The organism is Geodermatophilus obscurus (assembly GCF_900143215.1).
Taxonomy (GTDB): domain Bacteria; phylum Actinomycetota; class Actinomycetes; order Mycobacteriales; family Geodermatophilaceae; genus Geodermatophilus; species Geodermatophilus obscurus_A.
In genome coordinates this window covers 35,532-50,310 of record NZ_FRDM01000012.1, presented here as the reverse complement: position 1 = coordinate 50,310, position 14,779 = coordinate 35,532, and the positions used below count along the sequence as shown (strand labels likewise).

Sequence of the window (14,779 nt, the reverse complement as noted above, 5' to 3'; positions counted from 1 at the left end):
GGGGTCAGGCGTCGAAGTCGACGGTGACGGCGTCGGAGAGGGGCACCGTCTGGCAGGTGAGCACGTAGCCGGCCTCGACCTCCTTGGCCTCGAGGGCGTAGTTGCGCCGCATCTCCACCTCCCCGTCGGTGACCCGCGCGCGGCAGGTGCCGCACACCCCGCCCTTGCAGGCGAACGGCAGATCCGAGCGCACCCGCTGGGCGGAGTCCAGCACGGTCTCGTCCTTGGGGAGGGCCAGCGTGGTCGAGCGGCCGTCGAGGACCACGGTGACCTGGCTGCTGGGGCCGGTGACGGTCTGGTCGTCGCCGCGGACCGGCTGCGGCGGGACGTCGTCGACGTAGAACAGCTCCTGGTGCACCTTCTCGGACGGCACACCCAGCTCGGTCAGGAGGTCCCGCGCGTCGCCGACCATGCCGTGCGGACCGCACAGCCACCAGTGGTCGACGCGCTCGGCCTCGACCAGGTTCTCCACCAGGGCGCGCAGGCGGGCGCCGTCGAGCCGGCCGCTGGTCAGCTCGGCGTCGCGCGGCTCGCGGGAGAGCACGTGCACCAGCTGTAGCCGGGTGCCGTAGGCGTCCTTCAGGTCGGCGAGCTCGTCGGCGAACATCACCGTGTTGGTGCGGCGGTTGCCGTAGAAGACGGTCACGGTCGACTGCCCGTCCCGGAGCACGCTGGCGGCCAGCGACAGCGCCGGGGTGATGCCCGATCCCGCGACGACGAAGACGTGGTCGGCCGGCGTCGACAGGTCGGCGGTGAACGTGCCCGACGGCGGCAGCACCTCGATCGAATCGCCGGGCTCCACCTCGTGCACGAGGTAGGAGGAGAAGAAGCCGCCCGGGACCTCGCGGACGCCGACCCGTGGCGCGGCTCCCACCGGCGCGCAGATGGAGTACGAGCGGCGCTCGTCCCGGTCCCCGTCGACCCGGCGCAACGTGAGCGCCTGGCCGGGCTTGAAGCGGTAGTCCTCGGCCAGCTCCTCGGGGACGTCGAAGGTGACCGCGACCGCGTCGTCGGTCAGCCGCTCGACCCGGGCCACCGTCAGCGGGTGGAACTGCGGCCGCCTCCGGGGGCGGGCGGGGGCCTCGGCAGGGGCGGTCATCAGATCTCCTTGAAGTGCTCGAACGGCTCGCCACAGCTGCGGCAGCGGCGCAGGGCCTTGCAGGCGGTCGCACTGAACTCGCTCTGCTCCGCGGTGTCCGGCGAACCGCACTGCGGGCAGACGGCGGTGCGGCGGGTGGGCCCGAGCTGCAGCGGAACGGGGCCAGGGGAGTGGACCGGTGCCGTCCCCGGCGGGGCGATGCCGCCGGCGGCGAGCTTGCGGCGGCCCTCCTCGCTGATCCAGTCGCTGGTCCAGGCAGGGGAGAGCACCGTGCGCACGTCGACGTCGTGGAAGCCGGCCGTGTGCAGCGCGTGCAGCAGGTCGGCGCGCATCACGCCCATCGCCGGGCAGCCGGAGTAGGTGGGCGTGATGTCGACGACGACGGTGCCGTCGTCCTCCGTGCGGACGTCGCGCAGGACACCGAGGTCGGCGAGGGTCAGCATCGGCAGTTCGGGGTCGGTGACCGTCTCGGCGACGGCCCGGGGATCGGTCGCAGCGGCAGGCTGCAGCGTCACGGCGGTCACCAGGTCGCCGCCGGGTGCTGCCGGGCCAGCCCCTGCAGGGTGTCGAGCAGCTCGGCCAACTCCGGCCCGTGCTCCCCGAGACGACCCCGGGGCGGCGCGTCGGCGGGCCAGTCGGGCATCCGCAGGGTCGCCCGCTCGAGCACCTGGCTGAGCACCTCGCGCACCTCGGCGCGGACGTCGGCCGGGTCGACGGCCACGCCGGCCGCGGTCAGCCGGGTCTCGACGTCGGTCGCCGTGAAGAGGTCGCCCAGCAGCGGCCAGACCGCGTCGACGCCGTCCTGGGCGCGGCGGTGCGACTCCTCGGTGCCGTCGCCGAGGCGCAGCACCCAGCGGGCGGCGTGGTCGCGGTGGTACGTGAGCTCCTTGACGCCCTTGGCGGCGATGGCGGCGAGCACCGGATCGCGGGAGTCGCGCAGGCGGACGAAGACCGCGAGGCGGACGGAGGCAGCCACGAGCAGCCGGATCATCGTCCGGGCGAAGTCACCGTTCGGCGCCTCGACGAGCGCGGTGTTGCGGAACTCGTCGGCGTCGCGGAAGTAGGCGAGCGCGTCCTCGTCGGGGATCGAGTCGGTGGCCAGTTCGCGGGAGCGGCCGAGCACGCCGACGGAGCCGGCGCGGGCGAGCAGCAGCCGGGCCTGACCGAGCAGGTCGAGGCCGATGTTGCCGATCGCGACCTCCTCCTCGAGCTCCGGCGCGTTGGTGATCCACTGCGTCAGCCGCTGCGCGAGCACGAGGGCGTCGTCGCCGAGCATCAGGCAGTAGGCGCCGAGGTCGGCGGGGTCGATGCCGTCGGGGACGGTGGTGTCGACGCCGGCCAGGGGTTCGTCGAAGCCGGTGCCGAAAGCCCAGTGCCCCTCGTCGTCGTGGGCGTTGGACAGCGCCTCGTAGACCGTTTCCTCGTGTGCCATGCCAGCGGAACCTCTCGTTGGATGCTTGCCCAGCGGCGGCCCTCCTCTCAGGGCCCCACTGGAGATGGCCTGCCTCCAGGGGCTCGCCGCGAGGACCGAGCGGCGGGGAGGAGGCAGGTCCGCTACATGTGGGGGACGTCCTCGGGGATCTCGTAGAACGTGGGGTGCCGGTAGACCTTGTCGCCGCTGGGAGCGAACAGCGGGTCCTTCTCGTCGGGGCTGGAGGCGGTGATGTCGGCGGCCCTGACCACCCAGATGCTCACGCCCTCGTTGCGCCGGGTGTACAGATCCCGGGCGGCGTCGATGGCCATCTCGTCGTCGGGGGCGTGCAGCGAGCCGACGTGCACGTGGTTGAGCCCGCGCTTGCCGCGGACGAACACCTCGTACAGCGGCCAGTCGCGCTTCACGGCCGGGCGGCGGGGCTCCACCGGCACCTCGGGGCCGGTCGGGATGGCGCCGTGCCCGCCCTCGGCGGTGACGGTGCCCAACGGCTCGACTCCGCCCTCGTTCCGCTCCTCGGTCGCTGCTGCTCCCTGCGATGCTCGCTCGGGCGTCGTCCTCGCGTCGGAGGTGCTCACGCGACGGCTCCCTCGTGCTCGGCGTGCTTCTCCGCGTAGGCGGTGGCGGCCTCGGTGACCCAGGCGTTGTCGTCGCGGGCCGCGCGGCGGCGAGCGAGGCGGATCTCGTTCATCGGGCCCTGGCCGCCGACGACCCGCTTGAACTCCTCCCAGTCGAGCTGACCGAACCGGTAGTGGCCGGTCTCGGGGTCGAACTCGAGCTCCGGGTCGGGGAGCGTGACGCCGAGGACCTCGGCCTGCGGGACGGACATGTCGACGAACTTCTGACGCAGCTCGTCGTTGGTGTGCCGTTTGATGCCCCAGGCCATCGACTGCGCGGTGTTGGGGCTGTGCTCGTCGGGGGGGCCGAACATCATCAGCGTCGGCCACCACCAGCGTTCGACGGCGTCCTGCACCATCGCCCGCTGCTCGGGGGTGCCGCGCATCATCGTCATCAGCAACTCGTAGCCCTGCCGCTGGTGGAACGACTCCTCCTTGCAGACGCGGATCATCGCCCGCGCGTAGGGCCCGTAGGAGGACCGGCACAGCGGCACCTGGTTGCAGATCGCCGCACCGTCGACCAGCCAGCCGATGACGCCGACGTCGGCGTAGCTGAGCGTGGGGTAGTTGAAGATCGAGCTGTACTTCTGCTTGCCCTCGATGAGCTTGTCGGTCAGGTCCGCCCGGTCGGCGCCGAGCGTCTCGGCCGCGGAGTAGAGGTACAGGCCGTGGCCGGCCTCGTCCTGGACCTTGGCCAGCAGGACCGACTTGCGGCGCAGGCTCGGTGCGGCCAGCAGCCAGTCGCCCTCCGGCTGCATCCCGATGATCTCCGAGTGCGCGTGCTGGGCGACCTGCCGGATCAGCGTCTTGCGGTAGCCCTCCGGCATCCAGTCCCGCGGCTCGATGCGGTGGTCGGCGGCGATCGTGGCGTCGAACTGCTCCTGCAGCGCTGCCTCGTCCGGAGCGGGCCGTTCCAGGGTGGGTGCCGACATCTCGTTCCCCTCGGGGTGCGACTGGAGCCATTTACTGACCGGACGGTCGGTAATCAGTGTGCACGACGCCGTGCCACCGCACAAGCCCGCCGCAAGGAGTTCCTGCGGGGGCTTGACAGCCGTGTCCTGAGGGAGATGATTACCTGACCATCCGGTCGGTAACTGGAGCGCGCATCCGCCGACCGTCCGGCGACGACGCTCAGGACCACGGAGGCCTCCGCCATGACGGCTGTGACCAGCGAGCCCACCCGGCGCTTGGGAGCTCCTCCCGACCCGGCTCTCCTCGACCCGGCGGAACGGCTGTCCGCGGAGGAGTTGCGCGCGCTGCAGCTGGAGCGGCTGCGGTGGACGCTGCGGCACGCCTACGAGAACGTGCCGCACTACCGGGCGGCCTTCGACGCGGCCGGTGTGCACCCCGAGGACTGCCGGGAGCTCGCCGACCTGGCGAGGTTCCCCACCACCAGCAAGGCCGATCTGCGGGACAACTACCCGTTCGGCATGTTCGCCGTCCCGCAGGACCAGGTGCGCCGGGTGCACGCCTCCTCCGGCACCACCGGCCGGCCCACCGTCGTCGGCTACACCGAGCGCGACCTCGACACCTGGGCCACCGTCATGGCCCGCTCCATCCGCGCGGCCGGCGGGCGGCCCGGCGACAAGCTGCACAACGCCTACGGCTACGGCCTGTTCACCGGCGGCCTGGGTGCCCACTACGGCGCCGAGAAGCTCGGCTGCACCGTCATCCCGGTCTCCGGCGGCATGACTCCTCGCCAGGTCCAGCTGATCACCGACTTCGAGCCGAGGGTGATCATGGTGACGCCCTCCTACATGCTCACCGTCATCGACGAGTTCGAGAAGCAGGGGCTCGACCCCAGGGACAGCTCACTGGAGATCGGCATCTTCGGCGCCGAGCCGTGGACCGAGCAGATGCGCCGGGAGACGGAGGAACGCGCGGGCATCCACGCGGTCGACATCTACGGCCTGTCCGAGGTCATGGGCCCCGGCGTCGCGCAGGAGTGCGTCGAGACCAAGGACGGCCTGCACGTCTGGGAGGACCACTTCTACCCGGAGGTCATCGACCCGCTGACCGGCGAGGTCCTGCCGGACGGGGAGCAGGGCGAGCTGGTGTTCACCTCGCTCACCAAGGAGGCCATGCCGGTCATCCGGTACCGCACCCGGGATCTGACCCGTCTGCTGCCCGGGACCGCCCGGCCCGGCATGCGGCGCATGGAGAAGATCACCGGCCGCACCGACGACATGATCATCCTGCGCGGGGTCAACCTGTTCCCGACCCAGATCGAGGAGATCGTGCTCCGGACCCCGGGTCTCTCACCGCACTTCGCCCTGGAGCTGACCACCCGCGGCCGGATGGACCACCTCACCGCACGGATCGAGGCCCGTCCCGACTGCCCGGCCGAGCGCCGGTCCATCGCCGCCGCCGAGGTCACCAAGGCGGTGAAGGACACCGTCGGCACCAGCATCGAGGTGCTCGTCGTGGACCCGGAGACCCTGGCCAGGTCGATGGGCAAGCTCAAGCGGCTCTACGACCTCCGCGAGCGGACAGGGGCGTGAGCATCGCAGTGAGGAACGAACGAGGAGCGGAGCGCCCGGCGGGAGCGAGCCGGTGTGATCGCGAGCGGACAGGGGCGTGAGCATCGCAGTGAGGAACGAACGAGGAGCGGAGCGCCCCGTGGGAACGAGCCGGTGTGACCGCGAGCGGACAGGGGCGTGAGCATCGCAGTGAGGAACGAGCCGAGCAGCAGAGCGCCCCGCGAGACGGGGCACCGCGCGTGACGTCCACGGCCGACCCGGCCCGGACCCGGCGGGGGCGTCCGGGTCACTCGCTGGACTCGCTGCTCGACGTCGCGGTCGCGGTCTTCAACGAGCGCGGTTACGACGCGACGAGCATGGAGGAGCTGGCCGCGCGGCTCGGCGTCACCAAATCGGCGATCTACCACCACGTGCCCAGCAAGGTCGAGCTCCTCCGGCTGGCCCTCGACCGGGCGCTGGACGCGCTGTTCGCCGTCACCGAAGAGCCCGGCGCCACCAGCGGGCCGGCCATCGACCGCCTCGAGCACGTCGTCCGCGGCTCGGTGCGCGTGCTCGCTGCCGAGCTGCCGTTCGTGACCCTGCTGCTGCGGGTGCGCGGCAACTCCCCGGTCGAGCAGGCGGCCCTCCAGCGACGTCGTCGATTCGACCGCGTCGTCACCGATCTGGTCCGCGCCGCGGAGGAGGAGGGAGACGTCCGCCCCGATGTCGACCCTGCCGTCATCAGCCGCCTGCTGTTCGGCACCGTCAACTCGCTGACCGAGTGGTACCGCCCCGACGGCGGCCTGTCCGCCGACGACCTCGCCGACGCGCTCGTCGCCACGACCTTCCAGGGCCTGCACGCCGGGTCCGCCTCGTCCTCACCGCCCTGACCCGATCCGTTCCTCCGTGGAGGAGCACCCGAGGAGTACCCCGATGACCGCACCCCTGCTCCAGAGCTACGTCGCCGGCCGCTGGTACACCGCGCCGGACGACGGCACGCCGATCGCCGACGCCGTGACCGGGGAGCCCGTCACCCGGATCAGCAGCACCGGCCTCGACGTCCCCGCGATGCTCGACCACGCCCGCACCGTCGGCGGACCGGCGCTGCGGGAGCTGACCTTCCACCAGCGCGCCGGCCTGCTCAAGCAGCTGGGCCTGAAGCTGATGGCCGGCAAGGACGCGTTCTACGCGCTCTCCCGCCGCACCGGCGCCACCGACCGCGACAGCGCGGTGGACATCGACGGCGGCTTCGGCACGCTGCTCTCCTACGCCAGCAAGGGCCGCCGCGAGCTGCCCGACGACACCGTCGTCCTCGACGGCGCCGTCGAGCCGCTCGGCAGGGGCGGCACCTTCGTCGGCCAGCACCTCTACACGCCCCTGCGTGGGGTGGCCGTGCAGATCAACGCCTTCAACTTCCCCGTGTGGGGCTTCCTGGAGAAGCTCGCACCGGCTTTCCTCGCCGGCGTCCCGACGATCGTGAAGCCGGCCAGCCAGACCGCCTACCTCACCGAGGCCGTCGTCCGGGAGGTCATCGAGTCCGGCCTGCTGCCCGAGGGCTCGCTCCAGCTGCTGGCCGGCAGTGCCACCGGTCTCCTCGACGGCCTGGCCGGTCAGGACCTGGTGTTCTTCACCGGCTCGGCCACCACGGCGCGCAAGCTGCGCAGCTCCCCCGCGGTGGTCGCCAACTCCGTCCGGTTCAACGCCGAGGCGGACTCGCTCAACTGCTCGGTGCTCGGCCCGGACGCCACCCCGGACACCCCCGAGTTCGACCTCTTCGTCAAGCAGCTGGTCACCGAGATGACGGTCAAGGCCGGCCAGAAGTGCACCGCCATCCGCCGCGCGTTCGTCCCGCGCAGCCTGATGGACGACGTCATCGAGGCGACCCGGGACCGGCTGGCGAACGTCGTCGTCGGGGCGCCGGGTGCCGAGGGCGTCCGGATGGGTGCCCTGGCCAGCCGGGGCCAGCGCGAGGAGGTGCTGCGCTCGCTCAAGGCGCTGCGCGGCGTCGCCGAGCTGGTGGCCGGGGACCCCGAGCACTTCGAGGTGGTGGGTGCCGACCGCGACCGCGGCGCGTTCCTCCCGCCGATGCTGCTGCGCTGCGACGACCTGGCCGCCGCCGAGCCGCACGACGTCGAGGCGTTCGGCCCGGTCAGCACGGTCATGCCCTACGACGGCGTGGCGCAGGCCGTGGAACTCGCCGCCCGCGGTCAGGGCAGCCTGGTCGGCTCGGTGGTGACCCACGACCGGGAGTTCGCCCGGGAGTTCGTGCTCGGCGCGGCGCACGCGCACGGCCGGATCCTGGTGCTCGACCGGGACGACGCGAAGGAGAACACCGGGCACGGCTCGCCGCTGCCGGTGCTCGTGCACGGCGGGCCGGGTCGCGCGGGCGGTGGCGAGGAGCTCGGCGGCATCCGCGGCGTGCTGCACCACATGCAGCGCACCGCCGTCCAGGCCTCGCCCGACCAGCTCACCGCGATCGGCGGCCGCTGGATCGCCGGGGCGGAGCGCACGGACGACGGCGTGCACCCGTTCCGCAAGTCGCTGGCCGAGCTGCGCATCGGCGACTCGATCACCGCCGGCCCGCGGGCGATCACGCTGGAGGACATCGAGCACTTCGCCTCGTTCACCGGCGACACCTTCTACGCCCACATGGACGAGGAGGCCGCCGCGGCGAACCCGCTCTTCGGCGGCCGGGTGGCGCACGGCTACCTGATCGTCTCCTGGGCGGCCGGCCTGTTCGTCGACCCGGCTCCGGGGCCGGTGCTGGCCAACTACGGCGTGGACAACCTGCGCTTCCTCACCCCGGTCAAGCCGGGGGAGGAGTTGACCGTCACGCTCACCGCCAAGCAGATCAGCCCGCGCGGCGGCGCCGACCACGGCGAGGTCCGCTGGGACGCCGTGGTCGTCAACGGCGAGGGCAAGCCGGTGGCGACCTACGACGTCCTGACGATGGTGGCCAAGACCTGGCCGCCGGCGGCGGGCTGACCCGCCGGCCGCCTGGGCCACCGTCGCCGATCCTCCGGCGGTGCGTGCAGCTGCACTCACCGCCGGAGGAGCCGGACGAGGACACCATCGGGGCCGCCCTGCAGGTCTCGGCTCAGGACGCCGTCCAGCGGACCGGCGGCCGCTCGACCCCCCGCTCGACGGTCGGCCGCGGCAGCGCCGGCGACCCGAGCTCGACTCGCGGGTCGTGGTGCGGCGGACGACCATGACCGGGGTCCACCCGCGCAGCATGCCGTCGACCGCTCTCGGCAGCAGGGACGGGTCGGTGCGCAGCGCGGCCGGCGCGCGATCAGGGGTAGGTGTGGAACCCGCGACCGGTCTTGCGGCCCAGCTCACCCGCGGCGACCTTGTCGCGGAGCAGTTGGGGCGGGGCGAACCGCTCGCCGAGGGTCCGGTGCAGGTACTCGGCGATCGCCAGCCGGACGTCGAGGCCGACGAGGTCGGTGGAGCGCAGCGGGCCCATCGGGTGGCGGTAGCCCAGCTCCATGGCCGTGTCGATGGCCTCGGCGTCCGCGACCCCCTCCTCGAGCATGCGGATCGCCTCCAGCCCCAGCAGCACGCCGAGCCGTGAGGAGGCGAAGCCGGGGGAGTCCTGCACCACGACGTCGGTCTTGCCCAGGGCGCGCACCCAGCCGCCGGCGATCCCGACCAGCTCGGCGGCCGTCTCCGGCGCGACCACCACCTCCACGAGCTTCGACGCCGGCACCGGGTTGAAGAAGTGCAGGCCGAGGAACTTCGCCGGGTGCGCCAGCGCCGCGGCCAGCTCGGTGACGGACAGGGAGCTGGTGTTGGTGGCCAGCACGGCGTCGGGAGCGACGGCTGCCTCGGCGGCCCGCAGCACCTCTGCCTTCAGGTCGGCCCGCTCGGGGACGGCTTCGATGACCAGGCCGGTCTCCCGGTCCAGGGCGGCCGGGGAGTCGACCACGGTCAGCCGGTCCAGGACGGTGGCGACGTCGCCGTCGAGCTTCCCGCGCCGGGCGGCTTCCTCCAGGCCATCGGCGACGCGCCCGCGGGCGGCCGCGGCGGCCTCTCCGCCGGCCTCCACGACCGCGACCCGGGCTCCTGCCGCCAGGAAGGCCTGGGCGATGCCGGCGCCCATGCGGCCGCCTCCGATGACGCCCACCCGGGCCGGTACGTCGGTGTTCATGTGCTCTCCTCGCTGGCGCTCGTCGGCCGCACTGGCGGCGCTGCTTCGTCCACCGGTGAGCTCGCGTCGCTCACTCCTCCTCCACGAGCATCACAACACCCTGGCCGATCGCATCCGACCGCCGTGGCGGCCGACCGCCGTGGGCCACGCCGCCGTGGCGCGAGGCGACCGCGACCCGTGGCCCGGGTGTGGCGGGTGACGCGTCAGGGTCGGACGTCGAGCGCTCCGGCCGCGTCGGGGTGCTCGCGCAGGTACTCCTCGTGGGCCTCGGCCACCCGCAGGTTCCTCCCACGGGTCTCCCCGGCGGCGGTCACCGCGGCGAAGGAGATGACGCAGAGCACCATGATGTAGACGCCGACCGATCCCGACCACCCGGTGGACTGCAGGAGCAGCTCGGCGATCATCGGTGCGAAGGCGCCACCGAGGATCGCGCCCAGGGCGTAGCCGATCGAGACGCCGGAGTAGCGGACCGCCACGGGGAACATCTCCGCGTACATCGCCGACATCGGGCCGTACGAGAGCCCGAGCCCCACGGTCAGCAGGAACAGTGCCACCCCGTAGAGCCAGATGTTCCCCGTGTCGATGAGCAGGAACATCGGGATCATCCAGACGAAGACCAGGGCGTAGCCGATCTGGAACGTGCGCACCCGGCCGATCCGGTCCGACAGGGCGCCGCCGTACATCGTGAAGATGAGCCAGCCGAAGGAGGCCAGGGTCGTCGCCAGCAGGACGGAGGGCCGCGGCAGACCGAGGGTGGTGCTGGCGTAGGCGATGAAGAAGGCGATCAGCAGGTACCCGGCCGCGTTGTTGGCGATGAAGATCAGTGCGCTCAGCACGACCTGCTTGGTGTTGCGCCGGAACAGGTCGCGCAGCGGCGCGGAGGACTCCTTCTTCCGCAGCCGCATCTCCTTGAAGACCGGGCTCTCCTCCACGGCGCGGCGGATCAGGTAGCCGATGACGATCAGCACCACGGAGAGCAGGAAGGGGATGCGCCAGCCCCAGGACTGGAACTGCTCGGGTGTGGTCACCGTGGACAGGAACCACAGCACGCCCGTCGCCAGGATCATGCCGATCGGCACACCGATCTGCGGGTAGGCGCCGAACAGGCCGCGCCGCTCCACCGGGGCGTGCTCCACCGACATCAGCGCCGCGCCGCCCCACTCACCGCCTGCGGAGAAGCCCTGCACGACCCGCAACAGGATCAGCATGGCCGGTGCGGCCAGGCCGATCTGCTCGTACGTCGGCAGCAGGCCGATGAGTGCGGTGGCCGTGCCCATCAGCAGCAGCGTGAAGACCAGCATCCGCTTGCGGCCGAGCCGGTCGCCGAAGCGCCCGGCCACGATGGCCCCCAGGGGGCGGAACAGGAAGCTGATGCCGATGGTGGCCAGCGAGAGCACCGTGGCCAGCCCGGGGGACTCCTCGCTCATCGGGGCGAGGAAGAGCGGGGCCAGGACCAGGCTCGCGGCCTGGGCGTAGATGAAGAAGTCGTACCACTCGATGGTGGTGCCGGCCAGGGTGCCCGCGAGGACCTTGCGCTTCTCGGAGGTCATCTGATGGCGCGCGCGGGAAGGGGCGTGCGTGGGGATAGACATGGGAGTTCCGCCGTCGATGGGTGTGGGGGCGTCTAATTACTGACCGAAGGGTCAGTCGGTGGTGAGACCGTACTCGGGTGTGCCCGGGGACACAACGGTCCGTCGATCGCGCTGTGGGAGCTCGGCGCCTCGTCGTCGACCGGCGAGTGGTGCACGCCACGGGGCCTCCGGCACGCTGCCGCCGCGGGCGACCGGGGGCGGCCGGGGGCGGCCGAGAAGCCCATCCGTCCTGCGTGAGCCCGGACGGCGGTGGTCGTGGACGACGACGCCCAGGTGGACCAGGTGTGCCGCCCCGACGCGCATGATGACCAGAGGGGCCGTGGCCGACGCGACGAGGATCGCCGCCAGGCGCACCGCGGACGCAGTGCGCACACCGCGATGCCCGTGCAGCACCCCCGTCGAGGCACTGAGGAGGAGCGATGCAGATCGACCTGGGTGACCTCACCCCGAAGACCGCCGCGGACGCCTGGGTCGCACCGGGCGCCTTCGTCATCGGCGACGTCGTCCCGGAGAACGCGGTGATCCCCCCGGGGAGCCTGGTCGCCGGGGTGCCCGGGAAGGTCCGGCGCGGGCTCGCCGCCGCCGAGCTCGACCACGTCCGCACCGACGCCGAGACCTACGTCGCGCTGGCCCGGCGACACGCCACGGTGGTCGGTCCCCGCTCCGGCCCCGGCCAGGAGGGCTCCTCGGAGCAGGTGGGGAGTGCCTGAGCCGGTCGTCATCCGGTTCGGCGGGCGCCTCCGGGAACGTCCTCCCGGGAGCGGTGCCGGACGATCGCTCGGGACGACGAGGTCGCTGGGCCGTCCCCGCCTCCCACCCTTCCCACACCGAGAGGACCGCCGTCCGTGACGACGAGAGCCAGCAACGGAACCGCCGAGCCCTCGGCTCCGGGTCGCGCTCCCGCACCCGCACCCGCCACGGTCTCCACCGCGGTGGCCGAGGTGATCGCGATGCGCACGGAGCACCTGTTCGGCTTGATGGGGAACGGCAACGCCCATCTGATCAGCCACCTCACCTCCCGTGGCTTCCCGTTCACCAGCGCCCGGCACGAGGCCGCCACCGTGGCGATGGCCGATGCCTGGCACCGGGCGACCGGGCGCACCGCGGCGGCCACCACGACCTATGGGGCCGGGTTCACCAACACCTGCACGGCCCTGGCCGAGGCCCGCCTGGCCCGGATCCCGCTCGTGCTGGTCACGGGGGATGCGCCCAGCACGGGACGGCGGGCCTTCGACATCGACCAGGTCGCCGCCGCCCGGGCGGTGGGGGTCACCACCCTGGTGGCGACCCCGGCGACCGCGGCGGCGATCGCCCACCGGGCCTTCGACCTGGCCGTGCAGACCGTGCAGCCGGTGGTCCTGGCGATCCCGTACGACCACGCCACCGCCCCCCTGACCGATCCGGTGGAGCTGGATCCCCTGCCGGCCAAGCCCACGTGGACGGCCCCCGCCGAGGAGCTCGACCGGATCGCCGGCCTGCTGCGCGCCGCGGAGCGGCCGCTGCTGCTGGCCGGCCGCGGAGTGGTCCTGGCCGACGCCGCCGCCCCCCTGCGCGAGCTCGGCGACCGGCTCGGAGCGCTGTTCATGACCTCGGTGATGGCCGTCAACGCCGTGGACTCCCCGTGGGATCTCGGCATCGCCGGGGGCTTCACCCGCACCCAGCGCCTCGAGCTGGCCCGCACCGCCGATCTGGTGCTGGTGGCCGGGGCGTCGCTGAACGCGTTCCAGTCCCGCTACGGCACCCTCTTCGGGCCGGGCACCCGGGTCATCCGCCTGGACAACGAACCGGAGGCCGAGCACTCGCAGGTCACCGACTACCTGCGGGCCGACCTCGCCCCGGCGCTGCAGGCCCTCGCCAGCCGCATCCCGGAAGCCGACGAGCGGCACGGCTGGCGGGCGGCCGTGCCCGAGGTCGCCACCGACGCGTTCCGGTCGGGGGCTCCGGTGGAGGACCCCGCCGAGTTCGGTGCCGACGGGCGACTCAACCCCCGGGCGGTGGTCGCCGCCCTGGAGCACATCCTCCCGGCGCAGCGGTCGGTGGTCATGGACGGGGGGCACTTCATCGGCTGGGCCCCGATGTACCTGTCGGTGCCCGATCCACAGGCCATGGTGCTGGTCGGCACCGCCTTCCAGGCCATCGGGCTGGGCTTCGGCTCCGCCGCCGGCGTCTCGGCCGCCCGGCCCGAGCGCACCACCGTGTTCGTCACCGGCGACGGCGGGGGACTCATGGGCCTGGCCGATCTCGAGACCTTCCTGCGCGTCACGACCCGCGGGGTGGTGGTGGTGCTGAACGACTCCGCCTACGGCGCCGAGCTGCACCAGTACGCCTCCCAGGGGCTCGACCCCGCGGCGATGCTCATCGACGAGGTCGACTTCGCTGCTCTGGGCCGCGCCATGGGCGCCGCCGGGGCCAAGGCCCGCACCCTGGCCGACCTCGAGGTCCTCGCCGGCTGGCTCGCCACCCACGAGACGGGCGTGTTCGTCCTGGACGTGGCCATCTCCCAGAAGGTCGTCGCCGACTTCATGACCGCCTCCCTGGCGGCGGGCAGGAAGCCGTAGCGGGACGCCGGGGAGCCGTGTGCGGCCGGCTCCGAGCTCCGCAGCCGAGTCGGTGCCCCGGTCCGGCGGATCGCCGACGCTGCGGTGGAGTGCGCGACGCCCTCCGTCACCGGAGGGCGGTGGCGACCTCTCGCGCGGCGGTGGCCACTGCGCGGCCGATCCGGGTCAGGTCCGCGGCGTCGTCGACGAAGACCACGGCCAGCGCCGCGCGCGCACCCCCGTCGGGACCCAGCACCGGCGCGGCGACCGATCGCATGCCGGGGATGACCTCGCCGTGCGAGGTCACCCACCCCAGCCGACGGGCCTCCCGGAGGGCCTCCCGGTCCTCCGGCGTGGCGGCCTCGGGCATGAGGAGCGCGAGGCCGGGTGCTCCCTGGCCCACCGGGTGGCGGATGCCCGGCCGGTAGACGACGTGCGCCGGGGAGTCGTGCGGCTCGACGCTGCTCACCGTCACCGCCTCGTCGCCGGCCCGGACCACCAGGAAGGCCGTCACCCCCAGCTGCGCGACCAGCGCGTTGAGCCGGGGCAGTGCCGCTGACTGCAGGTCGGTCCGGACCCCGCGGGCCAGGCCGACCATGCCCAGACCCAGGCGGAAGTGCCCGGCCGGGTCCCGCTCGACGAGCTGGTGGTCCTCGAGCGTGCGCAGCAGACGGTAGGTGATCGAGCGGTGAAGGCCCACGGCCTGGCCGATCTCGGCGATCGGCTGCGGCGTGCCGACGGCGGCCAGGTGCTCGAGGATCCGGATGCCGCGATCCAGCGTCTGGGACTGCGGTGCGCTCGTGCCGTCGTCCGCCGCCATCGCCGTCCCCTCCCCGTGCCGGTCCGCGTCCACACTATGGTCGGCCGGTCCCCGGACCCGTCCGCCACCGGCG

The 14,779-nt window shown here is 73.0% G+C and carries 13 protein-coding genes; 5 read left to right on the top strand and 8 right to left on the bottom strand.

Annotated elements, in window-relative coordinates; translation table 11 throughout:
* Window positions 1-4: 4 nt before the first annotated feature.
* The 5 genes from paaE to paaA form a co-directional block, all read right to left on the bottom strand.
* On the bottom strand, window positions 5-1,099 hold the full coding sequence (paaE, locus tag BUB17_RS13130) for a 1,2-phenylacetyl-CoA epoxidase subunit PaaE (RefSeq protein WP_072918609.1): 1,095 nt from the start codon (window positions 1,097-1,099) through the stop codon (window positions 5-7).
* Window positions 1,099-1,614 (bottom strand): 1,2-phenylacetyl-CoA epoxidase subunit PaaD, encoded by a 516-nt coding sequence (gene paaD / locus BUB17_RS13125; protein WP_244277193.1) that lies wholly within the window; start codon window positions 1,612-1,614, stop codon window positions 1,099-1,101. Before paaD ends, paaE begins: the two co-directional genes overlap by 1 nt.
* A 5-nt stretch (window positions 1,615-1,619) precedes the next feature.
* On the bottom strand, window positions 1,620-2,531 hold the full coding sequence (gene paaC, locus BUB17_RS13120) for a 1,2-phenylacetyl-CoA epoxidase subunit PaaC (RefSeq protein WP_072918607.1): 912 nt from the start codon (window positions 2,529-2,531) through the stop codon (window positions 1,620-1,622).
* Window positions 2,532-2,653: 122 nt separating this feature from the next.
* Window positions 2,654-3,109 (bottom strand): 1,2-phenylacetyl-CoA epoxidase subunit PaaB, encoded by a 456-nt coding sequence (gene paaB / locus BUB17_RS28420; protein ID WP_348537043.1) that lies wholly within the window; start codon window positions 3,107-3,109, stop codon window positions 2,654-2,656.
* Complete coding sequence (gene paaA, locus BUB17_RS13110) at window positions 3,106-4,080, bottom strand: 1,2-phenylacetyl-CoA epoxidase subunit PaaA (RefSeq protein ID WP_072918606.1); 975 nt, start codon at window positions 4,078-4,080, stop codon at window positions 3,106-3,108. The genes paaB and paaA overlap by 4 nt, the downstream gene beginning before the upstream one ends.
* Before the next feature lie 222 nt (window positions 4,081-4,302).
* Between paaA and paaK the strand changes: the two genes are divergently transcribed.
* From paaK to paaZ, 3 genes are all read left to right on the top strand, one after another.
* Window positions 4,303-5,649: a phenylacetate--CoA ligase PaaK gene (paaK, locus tag BUB17_RS13105; RefSeq protein WP_072918604.1), complete on the top strand. Its 1,347-nt coding sequence runs from the start codon at window positions 4,303-4,305 to the stop codon at window positions 5,647-5,649.
* Window positions 5,650-5,867: 218 nt separating this feature from the next.
* The gene (locus BUB17_RS13100) at window positions 5,868-6,497 is read left to right on the top strand and encodes a TetR/AcrR family transcriptional regulator (RefSeq protein ID WP_072918603.1); all 630 of its coding nucleotides are present in this window, start codon (window positions 5,868-5,870) and stop codon (window positions 6,495-6,497) included.
* 43 nt (window positions 6,498-6,540) lie between these two features.
* The gene (paaZ, locus tag BUB17_RS13095; protein WP_072918601.1) at window positions 6,541-8,592 is read left to right on the top strand and encodes a phenylacetic acid degradation bifunctional protein PaaZ; all 2,052 of its coding nucleotides are present in this window, start codon (window positions 6,541-6,543) and stop codon (window positions 8,590-8,592) included.
* Between the two features lie 307 nt (window positions 8,593-8,899).
* Here the strand turns inward: paaZ and BUB17_RS13085 are convergent, their stop codons facing one another.
* Complete coding sequence (locus BUB17_RS13085) at window positions 8,900-9,757, bottom strand: 3-hydroxyacyl-CoA dehydrogenase family protein (protein WP_072918598.1); 858 nt, start codon at window positions 9,755-9,757, stop codon at window positions 8,900-8,902.
* Between the two features lie 203 nt (window positions 9,758-9,960).
* Entirely contained in the window at window positions 9,961-11,307 is a 1,347-nt protein-coding gene (locus BUB17_RS13080; RefSeq protein ID WP_244277192.1) for an MFS transporter, read from the bottom strand.
* A 461-nt stretch (window positions 11,308-11,768) separates the two neighbouring features.
* Between BUB17_RS13080 and BUB17_RS13075 the strand changes: the two genes are divergently transcribed.
* Window positions 11,769-12,059: an LbetaH domain-containing protein gene (locus tag BUB17_RS13075; protein WP_072918595.1), complete on the top strand. Its 291-nt coding sequence runs from the start codon at window positions 11,769-11,771 to the stop codon at window positions 12,057-12,059.
* Between the two features lie 135 nt (window positions 12,060-12,194).
* A complete protein-coding gene (locus BUB17_RS13070) occupies window positions 12,195-13,907 on the top strand; it encodes a thiamine pyrophosphate-binding protein (protein WP_072918594.1) in 1,713 nt (570 codons plus the stop codon).
* Window positions 13,908-14,013: 106 nt separating this feature from the next.
* Here the strand turns inward: BUB17_RS13070 and BUB17_RS13065 are convergent, their stop codons facing one another.
* On the bottom strand, window positions 14,014-14,706 hold the full coding sequence (locus BUB17_RS13065) for an IclR family transcriptional regulator (protein ID WP_072918739.1): 693 nt from the start codon (window positions 14,704-14,706) through the stop codon (window positions 14,014-14,016).
* Window positions 14,707-14,779 lie beyond the last annotated feature (73 nt).

Excerpts from the sequence above, each read along its gene's own strand:
- paaE (WP_072918609.1), bottom strand. The coding sequence starts at position 1,099 with ATGACCGCCCCTGCCGAGGCCCCCGCCCGCCCCCGGAGGCGGCCGCAG.
- paaC (WP_072918607.1), bottom strand. The coding sequence starts at position 2,531 with ATGGCACACGAGGAAACGGTCTACGAGGCGCTGTCCAACGCCCACGAC.
- paaA (WP_072918606.1), bottom strand. The coding sequence starts at position 4,080 with ATGTCGGCACCCACCCTGGAACGGCCCGCTCCGGACGAGGCAGCGCTG.
- paaK (WP_072918604.1), top strand. The coding sequence starts at position 4,303 with ATGACGGCTGTGACCAGCGAGCCCACCCGGCGCTTGGGAGCTCCTCCC.
- paaZ (WP_072918601.1), top strand. The coding sequence starts at position 6,541 with ATGACCGCACCCCTGCTCCAGAGCTACGTCGCCGGCCGCTGGTACACC.
- BUB17_RS13085 (WP_072918598.1), bottom strand. The coding sequence starts at position 9,757 with ATGAACACCGACGTACCGGCCCGGGTGGGCGTCATCGGAGGCGGCCGC.
- BUB17_RS13080 (WP_244277192.1), bottom strand. The coding sequence starts at position 11,307 with ATGACCTCCGAGAAGCGCAAGGTCCTCGCGGGCACCCTGGCCGGCACC.
- BUB17_RS13075 (WP_072918595.1), top strand. The coding sequence starts at position 11,769 with ATGCAGATCGACCTGGGTGACCTCACCCCGAAGACCGCCGCGGACGCC.
- BUB17_RS13065 (WP_072918739.1), bottom strand. The coding sequence starts at position 14,706 with ATGGCGGCGGACGACGGCACGAGCGCACCGCAGTCCCAGACGCTGGAT.